At 49.4% G+C, this 17,011-nt stretch carries 16 protein-coding genes; 4 read left to right on the top strand and 12 right to left on the bottom strand.

All coding sequences use genetic code 11. The annotated features are described in order from the left end of the window. Window position 1: 1 nt before the first annotated feature. A complete protein-coding gene (locus BZG84_RS01255; RefSeq protein ID WP_077479382.1) occupies window positions 2–1,078 on the bottom strand; it encodes a 3-deoxy-7-phosphoheptulonate synthase in 1,077 nt (358 codons plus the stop codon). 186 nt (window positions 1,079–1,264) lie between these two features. On the opposite strand from BZG84_RS01255, the gene BZG84_RS01250 reads away from it, so the two are divergent. Further along, a complete protein-coding gene (locus tag BZG84_RS01250; RefSeq protein WP_077479383.1) occupies window positions 1,265–2,962 on the top strand; it encodes a sensor histidine kinase in 1,698 nt (565 codons plus the stop codon). Then, window positions 2,959–3,678, top strand: a complete 720-nt coding sequence (gene btsR, locus BZG84_RS01245) for a two-component system response regulator BtsR (RefSeq protein ID WP_077677937.1) — start codon at window positions 2,959–2,961, stop codon at window positions 3,676–3,678. The genes BZG84_RS01250 and btsR overlap by 4 nt, the downstream gene beginning before the upstream one ends. Window positions 3,679–3,698: 20 nt before the next feature. Here the strand turns inward: btsR and BZG84_RS01240 are convergent, their stop codons facing one another. From BZG84_RS01240 to ffh, 7 genes are all read right to left on the bottom strand, one after another. Further along, on the bottom strand, window positions 3,699–4,088 hold the full coding sequence (locus BZG84_RS01240; protein WP_077479385.1) for a DUF2799 domain-containing protein: 390 nt from the start codon (window positions 4,086–4,088) through the stop codon (window positions 3,699–3,701). A 101-nt stretch (window positions 4,089–4,189) separates the two neighbouring features. After that, window positions 4,190–5,614: a carbon starvation CstA family protein gene (locus tag BZG84_RS01235; protein WP_077677936.1), complete on the bottom strand. Its 1,425-nt coding sequence runs from the start codon at window positions 5,612–5,614 to the stop codon at window positions 4,190–4,192. A 227-nt stretch (window positions 5,615–5,841) separates the two neighbouring features. Continuing rightward, complete coding sequence (rplS, locus tag BZG84_RS01230; RefSeq protein ID WP_069586885.1) at window positions 5,842–6,195, bottom strand: 50S ribosomal protein L19; 354 nt, start codon at window positions 6,193–6,195, stop codon at window positions 5,842–5,844. Window positions 6,196–6,223: 28 nt separating this feature from the next. Further along, complete coding sequence (gene trmD / locus BZG84_RS01225) at window positions 6,224–6,979, bottom strand: tRNA (guanosine(37)-N1)-methyltransferase TrmD (RefSeq protein ID WP_069586884.1); 756 nt, start codon at window positions 6,977–6,979, stop codon at window positions 6,224–6,226. A gap of 25 nt (window positions 6,980–7,004) precedes the next feature. Beyond that, window positions 7,005–7,532, bottom strand: coding sequence for a ribosome maturation factor RimM (gene rimM, locus BZG84_RS01220; RefSeq protein ID WP_077479387.1), 528 nt, complete (start codon window positions 7,530–7,532; stop codon window positions 7,005–7,007). Window positions 7,533–7,560: 28 nt separating this feature from the next. After that, on the bottom strand, window positions 7,561–7,809 hold the full coding sequence (rpsP, locus tag BZG84_RS01215) for a 30S ribosomal protein S16 (RefSeq protein WP_069586882.1): 249 nt from the start codon (window positions 7,807–7,809) through the stop codon (window positions 7,561–7,563). 198 nt (window positions 7,810–8,007) lie between these two features. Then, window positions 8,008–9,381 (bottom strand): signal recognition particle protein, encoded by a 1,374-nt coding sequence (gene ffh / locus BZG84_RS01210; RefSeq protein WP_069586881.1) that lies wholly within the window; start codon window positions 9,379–9,381, stop codon window positions 8,008–8,010. Between the two features lie 184 nt (window positions 9,382–9,565). On the opposite strand from ffh, the gene BZG84_RS01205 reads away from it, so the two are divergent. Further along, window positions 9,566–10,363 carry a cytochrome C assembly family protein gene (locus tag BZG84_RS01205; RefSeq protein ID WP_077479389.1) on the top strand — a complete coding sequence of 266 codons (798 nt, stop codon included), beginning with the start codon at window positions 9,566–9,568 and terminating at the stop codon, window positions 10,361–10,363. 107 nt (window positions 10,364–10,470) lie between these two features. Next, complete coding sequence (locus tag BZG84_RS01200; protein ID WP_077479390.1) at window positions 10,471–11,754, top strand: HlyC/CorC family transporter; 1,284 nt, start codon at window positions 10,471–10,473, stop codon at window positions 11,752–11,754. 88 nt (window positions 11,755–11,842) lie between these two features. Here the strand turns inward: BZG84_RS01200 and BZG84_RS01195 are convergent, their stop codons facing one another. The 4 genes from BZG84_RS01195 to BZG84_RS01180 form a co-directional block, all read right to left on the bottom strand. Then, the gene (locus BZG84_RS01195) at window positions 11,843–14,422 is read right to left on the bottom strand and encodes a LuxQ periplasmic sensor domain-containing protein (RefSeq protein WP_077677935.1); all 2,580 of its coding nucleotides are present in this window, start codon (window positions 14,420–14,422) and stop codon (window positions 11,843–11,845) included. Between the two features lie 6 nt (window positions 14,423–14,428). Next, complete coding sequence (locus BZG84_RS01190; protein WP_077479403.1) at window positions 14,429–15,475, bottom strand: substrate-binding domain-containing protein; 1,047 nt, start codon at window positions 15,473–15,475, stop codon at window positions 14,429–14,431. A gap of 361 nt (window positions 15,476–15,836) precedes the next feature. Next, window positions 15,837–16,355, bottom strand: coding sequence for an S-ribosylhomocysteine lyase (gene luxS, locus BZG84_RS01185; RefSeq protein WP_077479392.1), 519 nt, complete (start codon window positions 16,353–16,355; stop codon window positions 15,837–15,839). A gap of 30 nt (window positions 16,356–16,385) precedes the next feature. Continuing rightward, window positions 16,386–16,994 (bottom strand): transglycosylase SLT domain-containing protein, encoded by a 609-nt coding sequence (locus BZG84_RS01180; RefSeq protein ID WP_443216367.1) that lies wholly within the window; start codon window positions 16,992–16,994, stop codon window positions 16,386–16,388. Window positions 16,995–17,011 lie beyond the last annotated feature (17 nt).

Here is a 17,011-nt window from a genome sequence, read left to right as displayed (position 1 = left end):
TTTAGTCCTGTTGAATCCGTTGTTGTAGAGAAGTTGCCAACGCTTGGTGCGTATGACGCAGCAATTGTTCGGTAGACGCCCAATCAATGCAAGCATCAGTGATCGAGACGCCGTACGCCATCTCTTCTTTGGGCAGATCCGCTGACTGATTCCCCGCATGGATATGGCTTTCTAGCATCAGACCGATAATAGACCGGTTGCCCTGATTGATCTGGTGGATCACATCTTCAGCGACCAAGGTTTGGCGACGGTAATCTTTGCGAGAGTTCGCATGGCTACAATCGACCATCAGCGATGGCGTCAGGTTAGCATCGCGCAGTTGCTGCTCACACTCGGCCACAGAGACTGAATCATAGTTGGTTTGCTTGCCGCCACGTAAAATCACATGGCCATTGGGGTTACCTTGTGTGGTCAATAATGCCACTTGGCCGGCTTGGTTAATCCCCATAAAACGGTGCCCTGAAGCAGCCGCTTTCATCGCATTGGTGGCGGTGGCCAGATTGCCATCCGTACCATTTTTAAAGCCAATCGGCATCGACAGGCCACTCGCCATTTCACGATGGGTTTGTGACTCGGTGGTACGAGCACCGATGGCAGCCCAACTAAACAAATCGCCAATGTATTGTGGACTGATGGGATCGAGCGCTTCGGTGGCCAGCGGCAATCCCATTTCAGCAAGCTCAGTGAGCAGACTGCGTGCTTGCTTTAAGCCAAACTCAACATCAAAGCTGCCATCCAAGTGTGGATCATTGATAAGCCCTTTCCAACCCACTGTGGTGCGTGGTTTTTCAAAGTAAACCCGCATCACAATAAACAAGTGATCGCTCAGCTCATCCGATAGGGCTTTCAGACGACGGGCATAGTCTTTCGCCGCATCGACATCATGAATGGAGCAAGGACCACAGACCACAAGCAGGCGATGATCACGCTTGTTGATAATATCTGCCACGGTCTGACGAGCCTGACTAATCGCCGCTCGGGTACTTTTGGTGATAGGAAATTGATCGCGAAGTTGCTCTGGTGTGAGAAGCACTTGTTCATCGCGAATGTTGATATTGGTTACCGAATCTTTCTGCATGACCCTGCCCTAAAAGATGTTCACTATGTTTTACATAGACAATACCAGCCCATATTTTAAAAGCAATAGTAACTGTATCATTTAAATTACGGTGTAATTTTTAATTTACACATGCATTTTTAATTAGAGTCTTTTATCACCAACAGTTACTATAACGGAGAACTCTAGTTACCCCTTTTTATTGTTATGGCGTTAGTGCTTTCGTTGCTGCAGCAGATGAGCGTGTATCTTGTGATCGCGTATTTGCTGAGCAAAACTCCTGTGTTTATGCCGCTGCTCAGTATTTCTGGGCGGCTATCGCACAAGTGTGTCTGCTATGTGCTTTTTTCCGGCTTCTGTATTCTCGGCACCTATTTTGGGTTGCACATCCAAGACGCAATCGCGAATACCCGCGCTATCGGTGCCGTGCTTGGCGGTCTGCTTGGCGGCCCTGTGGTGGGGTTTTTGGTCGGCTTAACCGGCGGACTACATCGCTATAGTTTAGGAGGGTTTACAGATTTAGCTTGTGCGATCTCGACCACAGCAGAGGGCGTGATTGGCGGCTTAATGCACCGCTACTTGGTCTCTCGCAACCAAACCAGCCGCTTGTTTTCCCCTACCGTGGTCCTGAGCGTGACGTTTGTAGCAGAGCTGGTACAAATGGCCATCATTCTCGCCGTCGCCGAACCCTTTAGTCGTGCTTATGAGCTCGTCAGCGCGATCGCCGCGCCCATGGTGATCGCTAACTCAGTCGGCGCCGCGATGTTTATGAGCATTATTGTTGATCGCAAGACGTTGTTCGAGCGCTATTCAGCAGCGTTTTCCAGTAAAGCACTTAAAATTGCTGAACGCTCGGTCGGTATTTTAAGCAGCGGGTTTAATCAACAAAGTAGTGAACAGGTCGCCGCCATTATCCAGCAAGAAACCGGCGTGGGGGCTGTGGCAATCACAGACCGCGAGAAAATCCTCGCCTTTACCGGCATTGGTGATGACCACCACTTACCCGGTACCCCCATTGCGTCCGATTATACCCGACGTGCTATTGCGGATGACCAACTCATCTATATCGACGGCGCGGATACCCCTTATTGCTGCTCACTGTCTCCCCATTGCAAACTGGGCTCTGTGTTGGTGATCCCGCTGCGTGGCGGGGATGGCTATGTGCTAGGGACGGTGAAGCTTTATGAGCCAAAACGTAAACTGTTCTCGGCAATCAATGTCACCATGGGAGAAGGGATCGCGCGTTTGCTCTCCAACCAAATTTTAACTGGTCGTTATCAGCGCCAGCAAACCTTGCTGACCCAAGCGGAGTTAAACTTGCTACGCGCCCAAGTGAACCCTCACTTTTTATTTAACGCGTTGAACACCATCAGTGCGGTGGTCAAGCGCGAGCCAGAGCGCGCCCGTCAGTTAATCCAGCACTTATCCACCTTCTTTCGTAGTAACTTAAAACAAAACCGTGAAACCGTCTCGCTTGAGCAAGAGCTGAACCATCTTGATGCCTACCTGGAACTCGAACATGCCCGCTTTGCCGATCGAATGAGTGTTGAAAAGCAGATTGATCCGGCTATCTTGCACGCGGTGATCCCCAGTTTCACCTTACAGCCTTTGGTTGAGAACGCGGTGAAACATGGGATCAGTCAATTAATGGCCGACGGTCAAATCATCATTCGTGGTTGGCAAGAAGGCGAGTGCCTGTATTTACAAGTCGAGGACAATGCAGGTTTCTATCAACCAGCGGCACAGCATGCTGGGCTGGGGCTTCGTATTGTTGATAAACGGATACGCGGATTATTCGGCGGACAATACGGGCTTAAAATGACCTGTCAGCATGATCACTGGACTCGTGCCACCGTGACCTTGCCATTAACCGATACTGCCCCAAACAAGGAGACCATGGCATGATTCGAGCGTTAATCGTGGATGACGAATTGTATGCACGTGAGGCCTTGGAAGATGAGCTGCTAGGATTAGGCGGTGTAACCATCATTGGTCAATGCAATAACGCCATTGATGCACTAAAAACCATTAATCACACCCGCCCCGATGTGGTGTTTTTAGATATTCAAATGCCTCGCGTCACCGGCCTTGAGCTGCTTGCAATGCTTGACCCCGAGACCATGCCCAAAGTGGTGTTTGTCACCGCCTATGATGAGTTTGCCGTACAAGCCTTTGAGGACAACGCATTTGATTATTTGCTCAAGCCCATCGAAACCGCGCGCTTAAAAAAGTCACTCGACAAACTGTCGCGTGAGTTAAACCGACAAGAGGACTATCAGGCGATCACACCCGCACTGGAGCTGCTCCCTTGTGCGGGCCATAACCGGATTACCTTAGTGCCTCACCAGGATGTTGAAGTGGCACGCACCTCAGTAACTGGCGTGACACTACTCACCGCCAATGGAGAATCCGTCACCCATTTAAGCTTGAAAGTCTTAGAAGACAAAACGCCCTTAATGCGCTGCCACCGGCAATTTTTGGTGCACCCTGCCGCCATTCGGGAGATCCGGCTGTTAGATAATGGGCTCGCGGAGGTGGTGACCTCCTCCGCTCATTCGGTACCGGTAAGCCGACGTTATCTTAAGGCACTGAAAGATAAACTTGGTCTTACCCATAATTGATGCCGGCACCGGCTTTAGCGCTAGTAAAACTGGCTATTCGCTTGGCTTTGGTAATCGTTATAGCCACGTTGCCACTCCATACGAAAACGCTGTGAACCGGGTCGGCTTTCGCACACGCCCATATAGGGGTTGCCATCCAACCCGAGTTGATACGCATGTGCAGGATTGCAGTATGCGTCAATGCCATGAATATAGCCTTGCTCGTAGTCGAGGTAATTGGCGGTCATACGGTCGCCCGCTTTGTTCACCAGTGTGCGTAAGTCGTTTAAGGTTCGCTGTGGTAGCCCGCGCTGGCCATCTTGCTCACCCAGTCCATACCAGTTTTGCTCATCCACTAACGCTTGTGTAGTCGACGCTGCACACCCCGTCATCAGCACAATAGTCAGTAACGAAAAAAGCGCGTATTTCATGCCACCATCCTTTTGATCAAAAAAGCCCCAGCGAGTGCTGAGGCTTTGATCTTAGCGCATTTTATACGTTATTGCTGTAATACCAATTGGTTAGGATGGCATCATTGCTCGTCAGCAATCAGCTGAGGATTCGGCTTATAGACCACGAGGAACGCAATACTCGCCACCACCGTTGTTACCAGGCCAATGATGGTCGCTGTGTTCATCGGTAAGCCAAAGCCAATGTCGGCGTTGGCTAAGTAGGTCACCGTCACTGCGGTCATAAACATCGCTGGAATAGTGCAGACCCAGTGCAGCTTATCACGCTTAATTAGGTAGGCTGCCGCGGCCCACAACATGATCATCGCCGTGGTTTGGTTGGCCCAACCAAAGTAGCGCCAAATCACGCCAAACTCGGCCTTGGTGATCAAGTAACCCACCACAAACATAGGAATCGCAATCAGGAGACGTTTCATCAATGGCTTTTGCTGAATATTCAAAAAGTCAGCAATGATCAAACGCGCAGAACGGAACGCGGTATCCCCTGAGGTGATAGGCAATACAATCACACCTAATACCGCCATAATGCCCCCGACGGTGCCCAAGAGCGAGGTAGAGACCTCATGCACCACAGCGGCAGGACCGCCATTGGCGAGCGTTTGGTTCAACGCATCCGTAGATTCGTAAAAGCTTAATCCTAAGCTACACCAGATAAGCGCAATCACACCTTCACCAATCATGGCGCCATAAAAGATAAAGCGACCCGACTTTTCATTCTGCATGCAGCGCGCCATCAATGGCGACTGGGTGGCATGGAAACCTGACACCGCCCCACAGGCAATAGTGATAAAGAGCAGTGGCCACAATGGCAGATCAGTGGGATGGAAGTTAGTGGCAAAATCGAGCCCTTGGCTGTAGAAGCTGTGATCGCTCGCGGCCAAACCAATCATTAAGCCAACCGACATAAAGACCAATAAGGCGCCAAAGAACGGATAAAAGCGGCCAATAATCTTATCGATCGGTACCACAGTCGCGAGGATATAGTAAGCAAAAATGATCGCCACCCATACCGGTACACTCATCGCCGATAAGCTACCTAGCAGCTTGGCAGGGCCCAAGACAAAGACCACGCCCACCAGCATCAAGAGTAACACCGCAAAGAAGTTCATAAAATGTTTAGCGAAGTTACCTAAGTGCTCGCCGACTACCGCAGGAACCGACGCGCCTTTTGCTCGGACACTCAGCATACCTGAGAAATAGTCATGGACCGCACCGGCAAATATACAGCCAAACACAATCCACAACATGGCCACCGGTCCATACAAGGCACCGAGGATTGGACCAAAAATCGGCCCAAGGCCTGCAATATTAAGCAGTTGAATAAGATAAACTTTTTTATCAGATAGCGGGACGTAATCCACACCATCGTTCATGCTCATGGCGGGTGTCGCTTGTTCGGGTTTTGGACCGAACACCTTGGTAATAAAGGTGCCATAAGTGAAGTAGCCGGCGATCAAAGCCACTACGCAGAGTAGAAACCAGGACATTCTCGTTCTCCGTCTCGATACGCAGCGATGCTGCTAATCAGTGAGTAAGGTACGGATGCCATTTTGCCCTATTGTTTGTCTATGTCTTGCGCTCTTTCAGTGAGTGGCAACATAGCAAGTTAAATGGTCGTGACGGGCATTAAGTGGTTTCGTGACCTGACTGTAAGAGAACAATAAAAAAGCCCGTCCATCGGGACGGGCTTTCTGAGCAATAAACGCCGGAGCGATTACTTCTTGTTAAGACGCTCTTTGATTCGAGCTGACTTACCAGAACGCTCACGCAGGTAGTACAGTTTGGCACGACGTACTGCACCGCGACGTTTAACAGTAATGCTGTCGATAACTGGCGAGTGAGTTTGGAAAGTACGCTCTACACCTTCACCGCTAGACATTTTACGTACGGTGAATGCAGAGTGCAGGCCACGGTTGCGCTTAGCAATTACCACACCTTCGTATGGCTGCAGACGCTCACGGTTACCTTCTTTTACTTTAACCTGTACCAGGACAGTGTCACCTGCTTGAAACTCAGGCAGGTCTTTTTTCATTTGCTCGTCTTCGAGCTGCTTGATGATGTTACTCATTGTCTATAACCCTAGAATAAACTGAAACTCAATTTGATTCGGCACTTGCTCGATGCTCTTTAATGAACTCGGCAAGTAGTGATTCCTGTTCGTCAGTCAGAGCTAGGTTTTCCAGGAGCTCTGGTCGTCGTAGCCAAGTGCGACCTAGCGATTGCTTTAATCGCCAGCGACGAATGTCCTTGTGGTTTCCGGATTTTAGCACCTCTGGTACCGCCAACCCATCTAACAACTCAGGACGCGTGTAGTGTGGACAGTCTAACAACCCGTTGGCAAAGGAGTCTTCCTCTGCTGACGCCATGTCGCCTAAAACGCCCGGTACAAACCGAGCAACAGCGTCTACTAACGTCATCGCGGGCAGCTCGCCCCCACTGAGCACAAAATCTCCCACCGACCATTCTTCATCGACGTGAGTTTGTATAATGCGCTCGTCTACCCCTTCGTACCGGCCACAAATCAAAATAAGTTTTTCATTGCTGGCCAGTGATTCGACCCCCGCTTGGTCGAGCTTACGCCCTTGCGGAGAGAGGTAAACCACTTTCGCGTTATCGCCTGCGGCTTGTTTGGCAGCGTGAATGGCATCGCGCAACGGCTGAACCATCATTAACATACCGGGGCCACCGCCGTAAGGTCGATCATCAACCGTACGATGTTTGTCTTGGGTGAAATCACGCGGATTCCACGTTTCGACGTTTAACAGCCCTTTTTTAACCGCTTGGCCCGTGACTCCAAAATCAGTGACGGCTCGGAACATTTCTGGAAAAAGGCTGATAATGCCAACCCACATATTTCCGCTCGCTTACTGTTGGAGTTTAAAAACCAGGATCCCAGTCAACTTCGATCCGTTGAGCAGTGCGATCAATCGACTTGATGACCTGCTCTTCAAGGAACGGAATTAAACGTTCCTTTTTGCCAAAAGCATCTTTCAGGTTGGCTTTAACGACAAGTACGTCGTTCGAGCCCGTTTCAAGCATGTCTGTCACAGTACCGAGGTGATAGCCTTTCGTATTCACCACGTCCATGCCAAACAGCTCACGCCAATAAAACTCTTCATCCGATAACGCTGGCAGTGCTTCAGCACTAACGGCGATTTCGGCATTGGTCAGCATCTGCGCGTCTTCGCGCTGATCCAGCCCTTTGAGCTTGGCAACATACCCTTTGTTGTGGCGCTTCCAGTCTTCTAACTCGAAACGTTGCCACTCGCCACGCACCTGGATAAACCACGGTGAGTAGGCAAAAATGCTCTCAGCTTCTTCAGTGTAAGAAAAAATCTTGAGCCAGCCTCGAATGCCGTATGACGAGCCAAGCTTGCCGACGACGATAGTTTCTTGCTCACTCATTTCTTCTTTTAACCCTGACACTGATTGCTTACGCTGCTTTCGCTGCGTCTTTGATCAGCTTAGCAACACGGTCAGAAACCGCAGCGCCTTCGCCAACCCAGTGGTTTACGCGATCCAGGTCAAGGCGTAGTTTCTCTTCCTGGCCTTGAGCTACAGGGTTGAAGAAACCGATTTTCTCGATGAAGCGACCGTCGCGCGCCTGGCGGCTGTCAGCTACAACGATTTGATAGAATGGGCGTTTTTTCGCGCCATGACGTGCCAAACGAATGGTTACCATATCGTCCTCATTTGCATTACTTAATAAAATTGGCCCCGTTTCGCGTAAGCAATGCGGGGCCTCGTGCCAAAATAAAGCTCGGGAATTTTACTCTTTATTGCTGTGATTGCAACTGGTTTAGCCAAATTTTCACCAGCTGTCCCAAGCCTCACAGCGAGTTGTCATGCAGGCTGACGCTTCATCCGCCTGCAAAATGGGTTAGCCCATAAAGCCACCACCAGGTCCACCCGGCGGCATCATGCCTTTCATCTGACGCATCATGTTACGCATGCCGCCTTTTTGCATTTTCTTCATCATTTTTTGCATCTGGGTAAACTGCTTGAGCAGACGATTGACGTCTTGCACTTGGGTCCCAGAGCCGGCTGCGATACGTTTTTTGCGCGAGCCTTTGATGATCTCAGGGCGTTGACGCTCACGTGGGGTCATCGAATTGATGATAGCTTCCATTTGCACGAACATCTTATCATCAACGTTATCTTTCACGTTGGCCGGTAAGTTCGACATACCCGGGAGCTTATCCATCATCCCCATCATGCCGCCCATGCTTTTCATTTGCTGCAGTTGGTCACGGAAGTCGCCCAGATCAAAGCCTTTCTTTTCTTTGAACTTCTTGGCCATTTTCTCGGCTTTGTCTTTATCGACATTACGCTCGAGATCTTCGATAAGTGACAGCACGTCACCCATACCCAAGATACGGGATGCCACCCGGTCAGGGTGGAATGGTTCCAGTGCGTCAGTCTTCTCACCCACACCCAAGAATTTAATCGGCTTACCGGTAATATGGCGAACCGACAATGCAGCACCACCACGCGCATCACCATCGACTTTGGTCAATACCACACCAGTCAGTGCTAACGCATCGTTAAAAGCCTTGGCGGTGTTCGCGGCGTCTTGACCGGTCATGGCGTCCACCACAAACAAAGTCTCGACTGGGTTTATCGCATGGTGAACGTCTTTGATCTCGTCCATCATTGCATCGTCAACGTGCAGACGACCGGCGGTATCGACGATCACCACGTCGTAGAATTTGAGCTTCCCTTCATCGAGCGCTGCTTTGGCGATATCTACTGGGTTCTGGTCTGCGCTCGACGGAAAGAAATCAACGCCAACTTCACTGGCCAGTGTTTCCAACTGTTTAATCGCCGCGGGGCGATACACGTCAGCCGATACCACCAGCACTTTTTTCTTATGGCGCTCTTTGAGCATCTTACCCAGTTTACCCACACTGGTGGTTTTACCGGCACCTTGCAGGCCCGCCATCAGGATCACCGCAGGAGGCTGGGTGGCAAGATCAAGCTGCTCATTAGCATCGCCCATCACCGCTTCCAGCTCGGCTTGAACGATCTTGATGAATTCTTGCCCCGGGGTCAGGGTTTTCGATACCTCAATCCCCACGGCGCGCTCTTTAACGCGTTTAACAAAATCACGAACCACAGGGAGCGCGACATCGGCTTCCAGTAGCGCCATACGCACTTCGCGCAGGGTTTCCTTGATATTGTCTTCCGTTAATCGACCTCGGCCGCTGATATTTTTTAGCGTCCGGGATAAACGTTCTGATAAATTTTCAAACATGCGTTACTCGCCCACTCGTCCTATTGGCCCATGACATTGACCGTCAGGGTGCAATCGCTGTCGCGAAATTAATTGAGATTATACCGCAATCCCCCCATCGCTTGCATGTATCGATAGCGACAGAGATTGAGGCAAGGTATACTCACACCTTCATTCTTATTGATTAACTGACTGATCGGTGACGATGGATATTCTGACAGCCTTATTGGCATCACTGCTTTATCTGGCCGCCATTTTGCAGATCATCCCCGGCTTGTCCAGCAACAATCAGATTAGTGCGAAGCCGGTCTTCTTTACTGCACTGGCTGCGCTGGCATTGCACGCATATCTGCTCAAGGATTTAATCCTTTCTGGCAGCGGGCAAAATTTAAGCATACTCAACGTCGCGTCGTTGGTAAGTTTCATCATTGCTATGATGACTACCGGCCTGATTTTCCGACTCCGTTTATGGTTTTTGCTGCCGGTTGTCTATGCCTTTGCGGGGTTAAACCTCGCCAGCGCGACCTTGCTACCCGGTGCCTTTATTACCCATTTAGAGTCACACCCTGAGGTGTTGTTGCATATCTCCTTGGCGCTGTTTGCGTACTCGACCCTGATGATTGCAACCTTGTACGCACTGCAGCTGGCTTGGCTCGACTATCAGTTAAAACATAAAAAACGTCAGGTCATCAACCATAACGTCCCACCTTTAATGATGGTGGAACGCCAACTTTTCAACATTATTTTAGTGGGTCAGAGTTTACTGACGTTCACCTTAATTACTGGATTTGCTTTTGTCGATGATATGTTCGCGCAAGGAAAAGCGCATAAAGCCTTCCTATCGATGGCAGCATGGGTGGTCTATGGTGTGCTACTATGGGGCCACTATCAATCTGGCTGGCGTGGACGTCGAGTGATTTGGTTTAGTATTGTAGGCGCCTTTCTACTCACATTGGCCTACTTTGGTAGCCGATTTGTTCGCGAGATCCTTATTGCGGGTTAATCGTCACTCTAGAATGCATGATGGGTGCGCTCACCACCCAAAGGCATGTCAGTGTTATACTCTCGAGCAGACGCTCACATTTTAAAACAAACGTAAGGAACAGTTCGTTGGACGACATATCGACGGGAATATTAATTTCCTTCTTGGTATTGCTTATCGTCATTTCCGGGTATTTTTCCGGCTCTGAGACAGGCATGATGGCATTGAATCGATATCGATTACGCCACCTTTCTAAACAGGGCCATACCGGTGCCAAGCGCGTTGAAAAACTGCTAGCACGCCCGGATCGCTTGATTGGACTCATTCTAATCGGCAATAACCTCGTCAATATTCTTGCCTCTTCTATTGCGACTGTCTTAGGGCTACGTCTTTATGGTGATGCCGGTATTGCGATTGCGACCGGTGTCCTGACGATGGTGATTTTGGTGTTTGCAGAAGTGACACCGAAAACCTTGGCAGCCTTATACCCTGAGCGCGTTTCCTTTCTCAGCAGCTTTGTACTCACCATCTTAATGAAGGTGTTTTACCCGGTTGTAAGCTTGGTGAACTTCATTACTAACGGCTTTCTACGCTTACTTGGCTTAGGCGTGAAAAGTGATGGGAAAGACAATTTAAGTACCGAGGAGTTGCGTACCATCGTTAATGAGGCCGGCAGTTTAATCCCTCGTCGTCACCAGCATATGCTGATCTCGATCTTAGAGCTCGAAGAGGTGACGGTAGACGATATTATGGTGCCACGTAACGAAATCACAGGGATCAATGTCAACGATGACTGGAAGTCTATTATGCGCCAGCTTACCCATGCGCCACATGGCCGTATGGTACTGTATCGTGACACCATCGACGAAGTAGTCGGCATGTTACGGGTACGAGAAGCGTACCGCTTGATGGTCGAGAAAAACGAATTCAATAAAGAGACCTTGTTGCGCGCTGCAGATGAAGTGTACTTCATTCCAGAAGGCACCCCGCTCAACGTACAGATGCTGAAATTCCAACGTAACAAGCAACGCATTGGTCTGATTGTGGATGAGTACGGCGATATTATCGGTTTGGTGACCTTAGAAGACATTCTCGAAGAGATCGTGGGGGAATTTACCACCTCACTCTCGCCAAGCTTAGCCGAAGAAATCACTCCGCTGACAGATGGCGGTTACCTGATTGAGGGTAGCGCCAATATCCGTGATTTGAATAAGAGCCTGAACTGGGATCTCCCTACCGACGGCCCCCGCACATTGAACGGTTTGATCTTGGAGCACTTGGAGGATATTCCTAATAGCCGCCTAAGCGTGGAAATTGACGGCCACCTAATTGAAATCGTCGATGTTGCCGAGAATATGATCAAACAAGTTAAAGTGCTGCCAATCCAAAAGCAGAAAGTCACCACCGAGTAGAACAGAATGCGCCGTTAAGTTTTCTAACGTTAGAACTACTTAACGGCTCTGCCTTTTTCCCGTTATATTGACCTTATACGCAAACCTCTCACTGATCAGCGGGGCTCTGCTCTACCATTGCTTGGTGCTCAGTTTGGTAATAACGCAACGCTTCAACAAAGCTGTCTTCTTTGATGGGTTTGACAATCACATAATTTGCCCCGGCCTCATAAAAGGCTTCATGCACACTGCCATATGCATCGGCAGTACACGCATAAACCGGCACATTAAGCCCTAGATCTTGGCGAATAGCCTTAGTGGCATCAATGCCACCCAAATTGGGCATTTGGTTATCCATCAACACAAGATCATAGGTGCTTTCGCGTAAAGATGTAAGTGCTTGCTCACCATCTTTTACCCAATCCACGCTGATGTCGTGTTTTTTGCAGAACGCTTGTGCCACCATCGCATTAATCTTGTTATCTTCCACTAACAGCACGCGCTGAATGCCCGCCTGTTTGGCGTCAAACACGGTGCTTTCCACCATGGTTTTAGGTTTATTATCTACATGTTCGACTGGCACCGTCAGCGTAAAGCAGCTGCCTTTCTCCGCTTCACTGGTCACCTCAATCGTACCGCCGAGTAAGTCGAGCAGACTCTTGACGATGGAAAGCCCCAATCCACTGCCGCCGTATTTGCGCGTCACACTTGAGTCAGCCTGAACGAAAGGATCGAATAAGGTGTCGAGTGCGTCTGCACTCATGCCCACCCCTGAATCTTGCACTTTTATAATCAAGCGGTGCTGATCCCCCTCCATTGGGGTAAGTTTGACTTCAAGCGCCACATTACCCTGATGGGTAAACTTCACCGCATTACTCATCAAGTTAAACAGTATTTGGGTCAAGCGTGATTGATCAGAGCGTATCACGGTGTCGTCTGCGAGATTAGACTCAATAATCAGTCCAATACGCTTACTTTCGCATAGCGGCGTATAGATGTTTTCTACCGTACTGATGATATCGTGCAAATAAAAATCACCGTACTCGATGGTCATCTTACCTTGCTCAATTTTGGACAGGTCCAAAATATCATTCAGAACAGTCAGTAAGTGCTCACCACTTTGGTACAAACTTCCCAATAGCTCGCTCTGCGCTTTATCTTCCACTTTATCGCTGAGTATTTGGGTAATGCCCAGAATGCCATTGAGCGGTGTCCGGATCTCATGGCTCATCTTAGCGAGGAATTCTGATTTTGCTCGGGCGGAGGCTTCTGCCGCTTCTTTGGCACGTTGGCTTTGCTGCTCTGCTTCAATCAACGACGTAATTTCCTGCCCTTGCCCGATGACAGCTTTGACTTGGTTATCGACCATCAAAGGGGCAAGGTTCCAACGATACACGCGGTTATTGATATGGATATTGACGCCTTTAAGAATGGTACCATCGACGGCACGCTTGAGATACGGCGAGATAGCGCGCATAAACTGCATGTACATCCAGCTCGTTTGCTGCGCATCGGCATCATAATTCAGTTTTAATTTGGCCGCCGGGTTAATACGCGTGATGGCAAAGTCGGTATCCCAAACAATAATGGGTGAGAGCGCATAATCAAACAAATCCTGCAATGACCGCTCTTTTTCGTAAAGGGCATCAAATGTCGATTCGAGTGTCTGACCGATGTGATCAAACTCTTCAATATCAGAGCCCGCAAAAGGCAAGGTTCGCTGGCGTGAGGTCGCGCCCAATGTATAACGCATCAACTTATCGAGTGAGCCAGCAATACGGGTTTTTACAAACCGGTTGACCCAAATAGCCGCCACTAAAATCACTAACGTGGTAAGTAAAAGGTTGATCCCCATTTGGCGCTGTAACGCGAGTACATTGTCATTGCGTTGCGCCGACAGTACGGCGATGTTTGAGTTTTCCCCTTCAATACGCAAATTAGCGTGACTGATAAGATAGTTGCGAAACGCTTGGCTACTCCCCTTAGTGGGTAAGGTGAGTTCGTTAGCGAAATTATCATCCCCGGTCAGTGTGGAAGCGAGCGTTAACTCTTTAACCGATAGCCAAACGGCTTGCGTACCACTGGCTCGCTGCAGACTTTTGGCAAAAGAAAAATTGCCATTGAGCATCACCGCAACATACAGGTAACCGCCCAACTTACCACTGGCTTGGAAAACGATCGGGGTTTTACGCATAAGCACATACCCCTGCTCCATCTCGGTAGTAATGGTGGTCAGTGTCCAGCGGTTGATATCTCGCAGCTGTGCGCGCAAGCGCTCAAGCCCTTTGTCATCAATGCCATGAAAAAGGCTACTGCCATCGTGCCATAGCAACTCGCCATCACGGGCAATAAATCGGAAATCAGGGGTATTGGCGGCATCTTGCTGCTCTTGCTCGATAAAATAGTCATCGAGAGCAATCCGATCGCCTCGTGCCACCAAGGCTTGCAATGTCATACTGGATGCATTGGTATTTTGGTGGATCTGCAGCGAGTCTAGGCGACTATCAAACACATTCTGTAACAGGCGTGACGTTTGTGTCAGCGTGCGCGTCACTTCCTGATTAATACCCGCCAACGTCAGCTGATAACTCTGGACATAAACGCCCACGGTCACAAACAAGAAAAACACTACGATAAGACGCGTGAGTAGCTGTGAAAGTGACAGTTTTTTGGAGCCTGACATAGTCATGATGCGTTAATCCGAGTATCTGAAAGCCTGCTTCTTAAGCGCATTAATACGCTCAGGACTGTCCTCTTTCGTGACAATTTCAAATCGGCCTGAGTATACCACGGGCACAGGCTGATCCTGCAGATCGCGTTTAATCGCCTCAGCCATTGCCACACCTGTGTCATCATTCATTCGCATCACAGTAACGTCTAGGTCGCCACGTTGTAGGGCGTCAAGCTCTGCTGAACCGCCCCCCCAGCCATTGATCACGACCTCATGCCGATTCAATTCTTCAAGCGCATCAATTGCACCAAAGGCCACGTCCGTAGCGCATGCGTAAATAAAATCGAGGGCTGAGTTATTGTTCAATATTGCTTTAGCCGCTTCATAGCCTGACGCTTGGTCACCTTTGGTGTAGTAAGCGGACAACAGGTGATTGTGACTGTGGTTATTCATCGCATCGATGAATGTATCGCCACGCGCATCACTGACATAGCCTTGAGAAAAATACAGCACCGAATAAGAGGCGCCTTGCGGATAACGGGTACTAAAATAGTCTGCTAACGCTAAGCTTCCTTCTTGGTGGTCAAAGCCAACATACAGAAACGGCTGATTGCCCTGCCACGACTTAACCGGTGTGGTGATATTTTGCAGGATCAGCTTGGTTTTGTTTTGCGACAATACATGGTTAATAAATTTACGATGGCGAACACTGTTGAGAGTAAAAATCAGGTAGTCTGCGCCATCACGAAGTGCTGCGAACAAGGAAGCACTTTGCTCGCGAATATCGTTGTTGGGCCGTGTGGTCACTTGCTCCAATTCATACGGGATATTCAGCGCTTGCAGCCGGCGTTCTAAAGCGAGGATATTGCGCTGCCAATAATCCGAAATCTGCTCTCCCGGCACGACGACTGAGATTTTAATCGTTTTAGGAGACGTCTTGAGCGGCTCCGGCTCTGCTTGCACTTGGCGATCAAGTTGCTCAGTCAGCGCATTTTGTTCAGGATGAAGGTCGAGGTATTCACTGTAAGACCAGTAATCATTAAGGGCAGCCAGCGCGCTAGGCGTCATCATCCAGATAATGACGCCACATATTGCACGAACAATATTGAGATGAGTGGGTTGCCACTTACTTAATTTCACGTTGGGTCTCACTACCTTATTACTTGCCAGATACCTATCAGCTTAGCGAATACCCGCACATTGCACAGCACCGAACTTCAGAAGCGTGCTTCATTAAGCAAAAAAGCTGCAATCGCGCATACCCCTTCACGTAATTTATCCAACAATTAAGACATTCGGGTTTTTATTCCCAATGGCGGTAGCTGGTGACATAGCAAAGAAAGAGGTCAATAGTATAAAAAACGCCACCGGACGGTGGCGCCTGAATGTCTACTTTTTCGTATTCAATGTCGTATCTATCTATGCAACGACCTTAATCCACACGTAAGGTTTGTAGCATCGACTCAGGTAGCGACAGATCATCGTTTTTATTCACGGTGATCCCAGCATCAATGATCGCACGTGCAATATCCTTCGCCTCAGAGAGAGAATGCATTGCATAGGTGCCGCATTGGTACTCATTCAGCTCTGGGATTTTATCTTGCGACGGTACCGTTAATACATCTTCCATCGCCGCTTCCCAAGCGCGTCCCACGTCGCTTTCTTTAGGTTCACCAATCAAGCTCATATAAAAGCCCGTCCGACATCCCATCGGGGAGATATCAATGATCTCAACATCCTTGCTATTTAAGTGCTTGCGCATAAAGCCTGCAAACAAGTGTTCCAGCGTATGGATGCCTTTTTCCGTCAAGATCTCTTCATTGGGTCGGCAAAAGCGCAGATCGAACACGGTGATCGTATCACCACCGGGCGTTTTCATCGTTTTAGCCACGCGCACTGCAGGTGCATTCATACGGGTATGGTCGACCGTAAAACTATCCAATAACGGCATTTTGCCCTCCTTTTAATTCATCACTGTGGCTTAGAAAGGCCACCAGCTCAGATTGTCCTCTAAACGTTGCCGACAGCCTTTAAGCTGCCAGCCATAGTCCTTGGCTTGCTGCTCTACTTTTCGCGCGACGCGTTTGAGTCCGGGTTTGCGCTCAAAAGAGCCGCGCTGAAAACCGCCGCGTCCTTCATGGTAAGCCAAATATTGTCGGTACACATCCCATTTAGACACACCGAGTTGACGATAGGTTTCGTTGGTGTACCAACCAATAAATTGCAATGCATCATCGAAGTTGGTGCGCGAGCCGCCATTACCGGTTGCCTTTTGATAGTCCGACCATGCTGGGTCTTGCGCTTGTGCATACCCATAGGCACTACTCACACGTCCCCAAGGCAAAATGCCTAGGACATAATCGCGAGGCGGCAAAGCATCATGGACAAACGCACTCTCTTGTTTCACGAAGGCCATCGCGACTTGGATGGGTGTTCCCCACGCCTTTTCCATCTCCACCGCCGCTTCAAACCAATCTGGATTCTGATCAAAAATCGCACATAGGTTATTTGGATTATCCGGCGGGGGCGTTGCACAGCTAGACAGCAATAATGCCGCCCCTAGTGCCGCGAAAATTCGCCTAAAACGCACCCAAGTCATCCTCCGAT

This window comes from Salinivibrio sp. PR932 (assembly GCF_001996125.1).
GTDB classification, from domain to species: domain Bacteria; phylum Pseudomonadota; class Gammaproteobacteria; order Enterobacterales; family Vibrionaceae; genus Salinivibrio; species Salinivibrio proteolyticus.
Note: the sequence above shows the minus strand (reverse complement) of the source record. Positions and strands in the feature narration are given on the sequence as shown.

What these genes read in the sequence shown, in the direction of transcription:
- luxS (WP_077479392.1), bottom strand. Translation starts at nt 16,355, where the DNA reads ATGCCGTTATTGGATAGTTTTACGGTCGACCATACCCGTATGAATGCA.
- rplS (WP_069586885.1), bottom strand. Translation starts at nt 6,195, where the DNA reads ATGAGTAACATCATCAAGCAGCTCGAAGACGAGCAAATGAAAAAAGAC.
- BZG84_RS01195 (WP_077677935.1), bottom strand. Translation starts at nt 14,422, where the DNA reads ATGACTATGTCAGGCTCCAAAAAACTGTCACTTTCACAGCTACTCACG.
- BZG84_RS01240 (WP_077479385.1), bottom strand. Translation starts at nt 4,088, where the DNA reads ATGAAATACGCGCTTTTTTCGTTACTGACTATTGTGCTGATGACGGGG.
- BZG84_RS01250 (WP_077479383.1), top strand. Translation starts at nt 1,265, where the DNA reads ATGGCGTTAGTGCTTTCGTTGCTGCAGCAGATGAGCGTGTATCTTGTG.
- BZG84_RS01235 (WP_077677936.1), bottom strand. Translation starts at nt 5,614, where the DNA reads ATGTCCTGGTTTCTACTCTGCGTAGTGGCTTTGATCGCCGGCTACTTC.
- btsR (WP_077677937.1), top strand. Translation starts at nt 2,959, where the DNA reads ATGATTCGAGCGTTAATCGTGGATGACGAATTGTATGCACGTGAGGCC.
- trmD (WP_069586884.1), bottom strand. Translation starts at nt 6,979, where the DNA reads ATGTGGGTTGGCATTATCAGCCTTTTTCCAGAAATGTTCCGAGCCGTC.
- rpsP (WP_069586882.1), bottom strand. Translation starts at nt 7,809, where the DNA reads ATGGTAACCATTCGTTTGGCACGTCATGGCGCGAAAAAACGCCCATTC.
- BZG84_RS01205 (WP_077479389.1), top strand. Translation starts at nt 9,566, where the DNA reads ATGGATATTCTGACAGCCTTATTGGCATCACTGCTTTATCTGGCCGCC.
- BZG84_RS01255 (WP_077479382.1), bottom strand. Translation starts at nt 1,078, where the DNA reads ATGCAGAAAGATTCGGTAACCAATATCAACATTCGCGATGAACAAGTG.
- BZG84_RS01190 (WP_077479403.1), bottom strand. Translation starts at nt 15,475, where the DNA reads ATGATGACGCCTAGCGCGCTGGCTGCCCTTAATGATTACTGGTCTTAC.
- rimM (WP_077479387.1), bottom strand. Translation starts at nt 7,532, where the DNA reads ATGAGTGAGCAAGAAACTATCGTCGTCGGCAAGCTTGGCTCGTCATAC.
- ffh (WP_069586881.1), bottom strand. Translation starts at nt 9,381, where the DNA reads ATGTTTGAAAATTTATCAGAACGTTTATCCCGGACGCTAAAAAATATC.